Source organism: Phormidium sp. CCY1219, from assembly GCF_055795085.1.
In genome coordinates this window covers 1-5,462 of record NZ_JAYFEQ010000376.1, presented here as the reverse complement: position 1 = coordinate 5,462, position 5,462 = coordinate 1, and the positions used below count along the sequence as shown (strand labels likewise).

Here is a 5,462-nt window from a genome sequence, read left to right as displayed (position 1 = left end):
ACGCACCTCAAGGTAGGTCTTTAACTCTTGCTCTGAACGTAGCCCTCGTAGGGCTTAGGCTGGTCAGCTACCTAAAGAGACGAGACCTCTAGCCCCGTCTCTTTAGAGCGGGGTGCTGACTGCCTGAGCTTTTTATCGGTTAGATTTAATTGTTAGCTAGGGAAAGCTAACCTCTCAGTTTTTAGTAGCGAGAGGCAAAGCTGTTGTTGCGACGATTATTGCCATAAGACCCCCCTCGGTTTTCCCGGGGTTTTGCCTTGTTGACTTTCATATCGCGACCCATCCATTCAGCACCATCAAGGGCTTCAATGGCGGCAGCTTCTTCAGCTTCGCTTTCCATTTCCACAAAACCAAAGCCACGCGGACGACCTGTTTCGCGGTCAGTGGGCAGACTGACGCGCTTAACAGCACCGTAATCCGAAAAGACTACGTTCAGGTCTTCTCGCGTTACGTCGTAGGAAAGATTACCGATGTAAATTGACATGCACTGTCTCCACAAAAATCAGACAACGTAGAGGTTAATTTTTCGGAGAGAAGCCTGCCCAGACGAAAACGAAAAATACCGTTCGATACTCGAAACAAACACTGCAACCGAAATTCACACTCATCTCCATTATCATAACACAAGGTTTCGGCATTGGGAAGAAAAAAAGAGAATTGGCCGTAAATTTGTTGGCCTCATCGATTGAGCGAAGATCGAGTTACAAGGGATTTACCCAGGGCCGACGGCGGCAATTGCGGCTTCGAGGGCGATCGCCACATGGGTCCAATGAGTGCCTCCCTGACAGAAGGCGATATAAGGTTCGCGCAACGGACCATCGGCGGAAAACTCCGAGGTACTGCCATCGATAAACGTACCACCGGCCATGACCAACTGACTTTCATATCCCGGCATTGCAGCCGGCACCGGGTCCAGATAAGACCCCACCGGGGAATACTGCTGAATCGCGCGACAAAGAGCAATCAACTTTTCTGGCGATCGCAATTCCACTGCCTGAATCACATCTCGTCTGGGGGCAGTGGGGGCCGGATTGACCCGATAGCCCAAGCGATCGAACGCATAGGCTGTCAGATGAGTGCCTTTAATCGCTTCACCCACCATTTGCGGTGCGAGAAATAACCCTTGAAACAGCAAGCGATTTTGGTCAAACGTAGCGCCGCCGGTGCTACCAATGCCCGGGGCAGTGAGGCGACAAGTTGCCGCTTCCACCAAATCGGCCCGCCCCGCCACATAGCCCCCCGCCGTGACGATGGTTCCCCCGGGATTTTTAATTAAAGACCCGGCAATCAAATCCGCACCCACGGCGGGGGGTTCTCGGTCTTCGACAAACTCGCCGTAGCAGTTATCCACAAAGCAGACTGTGTGAGGATTTTGTTGTTTGACCAAGCGGACGATTTTTTCAATATCCGCGATCGCCAGACTCGGACGCCAGGAATAACCACAGGATCGTTGGATGGCCACCAACCGCGTGTTTTCACTCACCGCTTGTCCCAGGGCATTCCAGTCCACCTCGCCCGCCGCTGTCAGATCCAACTGTCGGTATTTGACCCCCCACTCGATTAACGATCCTTGACCCTTGCCCCGCAAACCAATTGCTTCTTCTAATGTGTCGTAAGGAGCACCGGTGACGGCGAGCATTTCATCCCCCGGACGGAGGACGCCGAATAGAGCCGATGTGATAGCATGAGTACCGGAAACAAACTGAACCCGCACTGCAGCGGCTTCGGTCCCCATCACCTCAGCAAAGACCTCATCGAGGGTTTGGCGTCCGAGATCGTCATGGCCGTAACCGGTGACCCCACAAAAGTGGTGAACGCCCACGCGATGATTGCGGTATGCATCCAAAAGCCGCTTGAGATTTTGCTTGACCTGAGCGTCAATTCCAGAAAAGATAGGAAATAGTTCCTTCTGAGCCTCTTCTAGCGGTTGAGAGCCGTCCATGAATTTATAACCTCTATGGTAAAGTGAACCGTTGGGGTCTGCACCCAATTGGAGCAAAACTCAGGCGAACTTCCTGTGTCTCCATTCCCAAGGGTCAGAAATCCCCACCGACACCAATTCTACGGCTGACCTTGAGATGAATCGAGGATTCCTGTTGGTTGAGCGCCTAAACGCGCTATTGCAACAATCAATAGCAGATTGAGGCATAACAATTCGTAATAAGGTATCAGATGACGACTGTCAGTACAACAAAAGAAAAGGTAGAGCAAGCAGCGCCCCTGCGTCCCGATTGGCCTGTAATCCTGTTTATGATTGCGGTTCACGCTTTGGCATTGCTGGCATTTCTTCCCAGCACCTTTAGCTGGGCCGCAGTGGGTGTGGCGGTATTGTTCCACTGGATCACCGGCGGACTGGGCGTTACCCTGGGCTATCATCGCTTAGTCACCCACCGCAGTTTTCAGGCTCCCAAGTGGCTGGAGTATTTCCTGGTGTTCTGCGGTACGTTAAGCTGTCAAGGAAGCCCCATTGAGTGGGTAGGTCTGCATCGGGCGCATCACATGTACTCCGATCGCGACTTAGACCCCCATGATGCCCAGAAAGGCTTTTGGTGGAGTCACCTGGGGTGGATGTTATATGATTCTCCCGCCGATAATGAAGTCCCTCGTTTAACTAAAGATATTAGTGACGATCCATTTTATCGGTTTTGCGATAAATTTTTACTTCCGATTCAGATTGCTTTAGGCGTGGCTCTGTATTTCTGGGGAGAAGCCGTTTCTCCCGGACTCGGATGGTCTTTTGTCATCTGGGGAATTTTCGTGCGAATGGTGGTGGTGTTTCATTGCACTTGGTTTGTGAACAGTGCTACCCATAAATTTGGCTATCGAACCTATGAGTGTGACGATACTTCGACGAATTGCTGGTGGGTAGCATTAGTTACCTATGGCGAAGGGTGGCACAACAATCACCACGCTTTTCAATACTCAGCTCGTCACGGCTTAAAATGGTGGGAAATCGATTTGACTTGGATGACAATTCGGTTTTTACAGGCGTTTGGTTTGGCCAAAAACGTGAAGTTAGTTCAGAAATAGAGCAATCTACTCCCTCGGGTTTTCAATTCCGAGGGGGAAGTTAGAGTGGCTCAAAAACCGCTACGGTTAAGACAAAAAGCCGGTTAATCGGGCTAATTTGTGCTATAATATTGGGATTTTAGATATGGAATTTTTCGACGATCCATTATCTAAAATCTCAAATTTTATTATTGAAGTGGTGTTGGGCGCACAGAAAAATGCCAGACCAGGTATTTTTGGTACTTGTGGCGCTACAGTTGGCGGAATTCGGGTTAGGGGAGGGAGATTTAAACCGGGGAGAAAGTGCGGGGGATGAAGCGGTCTACCCCTGCAAAATTGACCCGAGGGATCTGCAGGCGATCGCCCTTAAAAGGCTCTATATCCTTGGACGATATGTTTCACCGTGGTCAGGGTTTCCAGCCCGATAGAGCCTCTGCGGTGGCCTTTTTGGTTAGACATGCCGAGAAAGATAGCATCTCCCTGTTTGGGATAGCGATAAAACCGAGGGGAGGCATTGATATAGGTGGAAGCGCTATTCACCCCGAGGGCAAATTGGCAGCTTTCTTGATAGGATTCGGTGACGATACAATCGGCATGACCGCTGCTGTACTGGTTCAGCCAAGCGATCGCCATTTCCAGATTATCCACCACTTTAAACGCCACGGTTTTAGTCAAATAAGGCGTTCCCCACTCGGAATTTTCCGCCAATGTTAACTCGGGAAACTCTTCTACCAGTTGGGCATCGCCGCGAATTTCAAAGCCTTTTTCCTGGAGAGTGTTCCACAGCATGGTCAGGGAAGAGGGTTTTTGGTTGCGATGAATCAGCACTTTTTCGATCGCATTTACCGGGTCGGGTTCGCTTTGATGACTGTCGGCGATCGTCTTGCGAACCAAATCCATGCTGCCGGTGGGAGACCAATATAAATAGCAATTGCCCATTGCGGACTTGAGAACCGGGGCGGTTGCTTGGCGAATCACCTGTTGTACCAGACTGGGGCGACCGTAGGGAATCACCAGATTAACGTACTTATCTTGGCGAACCAAATCGCGGGTGGATGCGCCCATTTCTGCCGGGATAGGTTGCAAGCATCCGGGGGGCATTCCCACCTTTTCCAGCGCCCCCTGTAAGGTTTGGGCGATCGCGGCATTGGAATGGGTGGCGTACATGCCTCCTTTCAGGATCAGACAGTTGCCGGTTTTCACGCACAATCCGGCGGCGATCGCCCCTAAATCCGGTAAGGCTTCGTAAACTAAAGCAATCACCCCCAAAGGCATCAACTGAGAATAACTTTGCGAGTGTTCCACTTGGTACGGGGCATTCATCACCCGGCGCATCGGATCGGATAACTCTGCCAACCGTTCCAAGATTTGGATCGTCGTTTGGATCCGTTCTGGGGTCAGCTTCAGCCACTCCAGAATCAGTTCGGGAACTGCCATTTCCCGGGAGGCTTCCAAATCCAGGGTATTTGCTTCTAAAATATCGTCCGCCGCTTCAGCAAGGGCGTTTGCCATTGCCTCGATCGCGCGGGTTCGTTCCACTCCTTTAGTATTGGCAAATACCAAAGAAGCGCGGTAGGCATTTTCCACCACCGCCATTGCATCGGAATTTGAATTCAAAGAATCTGTTGTCATGTAGCTAACGCCTGTAAGCCAGCCAGACCATTAGCGCTGGCAAGGTTGCCAGCAGCACTGCGAGAATCACCCAGGGGATTGCGTTCGGTCCGAAAGGTAAACCCAGAACGTAGGGCAACCAGAACACCACCAGTACGATAACGATCGTCACTGCCACGGGTAAGTAGCTTTCCCGCAATCGCGTATTGGCCACAGACCAATGATGACCGTTCCAACGCCAACACCGTTTATAAGGGGAGTTCGTGGGGAGTTGCTCGATCGCCTGTCCGTTTTCTGTCACCACAAAGATATTTTGACAGCGATCGCAGCCCAACGCTTCCGTCAGCGCGATCGGCATCAAACGCCCCCGTCGCCGACAAGGACAGGGGTACTCGGAATTCAAGTCTATCTTTTGGGCTTTTTGAGATGGCACGAGCAGTATTCGAGCGATAAAATTTCTCTAAACTTACCGATAACGCTCCCCTAAATTCAGGAAGATTCGGTTTCCCATTGCACCGACACCTAAAAAATTGCTTTTCCCCGTGAGGGAAACCCGCTTGTGGATAGATTTTGCCCTTGATTGTAGCATTCTGACGAAAGCCGATCGCCCCGAGCCATAGAATAACACGGATCTTTTGACAATCCCCGATATCCACCCACACTCAAGTAGCGCTTTCCCAAGTTAAACTAAGTAATTCTGTCACCAAAACTACTCGTCTTCAAAACCGGACTTGAGACTTTCACCTCATCCGGGGACTCAACAGCTTGGCCTTTGTCATAGGCACCGAGGCTACCATCGCTGGCAGTTTTTACATCATGGCAATGTCGGTGAAGAAGTTGGA

The 5,462-nt window shown here is 50.9% G+C and carries 5 protein-coding genes; 1 reads left to right on the top strand and 4 read right to left on the bottom strand.

Annotation, left to right across the window (positions count from 1 at the left end):
- Positions 1-181: 181 nt before the first annotated feature.
- Both AC0QH1_RS07245 and AC0QH1_RS07240 read right to left on the bottom strand, forming a co-directional pair.
- The gene (locus AC0QH1_RS07245) at positions 182-484 is read right to left on the bottom strand and encodes an RNA recognition motif domain-containing protein (RefSeq protein WP_324630326.1); all 303 of its coding nucleotides are present in this window, start codon (positions 482-484) and stop codon (positions 182-184) included.
- A 228-nt stretch (positions 485-712) separates the two neighbouring features.
- Positions 713-1,942, bottom strand: a complete 1,230-nt coding sequence (locus AC0QH1_RS07240; protein WP_324630324.1) for a methionine gamma-lyase family protein — start codon at positions 1,940-1,942, stop codon at positions 713-715.
- A 230-nt stretch (positions 1,943-2,172) separates the two neighbouring features.
- Between AC0QH1_RS07240 and AC0QH1_RS07235 the strand changes: the two genes are divergently transcribed.
- Positions 2,173-3,030 carry an acyl-CoA desaturase gene (locus AC0QH1_RS07235; protein WP_324630322.1) on the top strand — a complete coding sequence of 286 codons (858 nt, stop codon included), beginning with the start codon at positions 2,173-2,175 and terminating at the stop codon, positions 3,028-3,030.
- A 345-nt stretch (positions 3,031-3,375) separates the two neighbouring features.
- On the opposite strand, the gene AC0QH1_RS07230 is transcribed toward AC0QH1_RS07235, so the two are convergent.
- Positions 3,376-4,641: a glutamate-5-semialdehyde dehydrogenase gene (locus tag AC0QH1_RS07230; RefSeq protein ID WP_324630321.1), complete on the bottom strand. Its 1,266-nt coding sequence runs from the start codon at positions 4,639-4,641 to the stop codon at positions 3,376-3,378.
- 4 nt (positions 4,642-4,645) lie between these two features.
- Positions 4,646-5,053, bottom strand: a complete 408-nt coding sequence (locus AC0QH1_RS07225) for a hypothetical protein (RefSeq protein WP_324630320.1) — start codon at positions 5,051-5,053, stop codon at positions 4,646-4,648.
- Between the last annotated feature and the right edge of the window lie 409 nt (positions 5,054-5,462).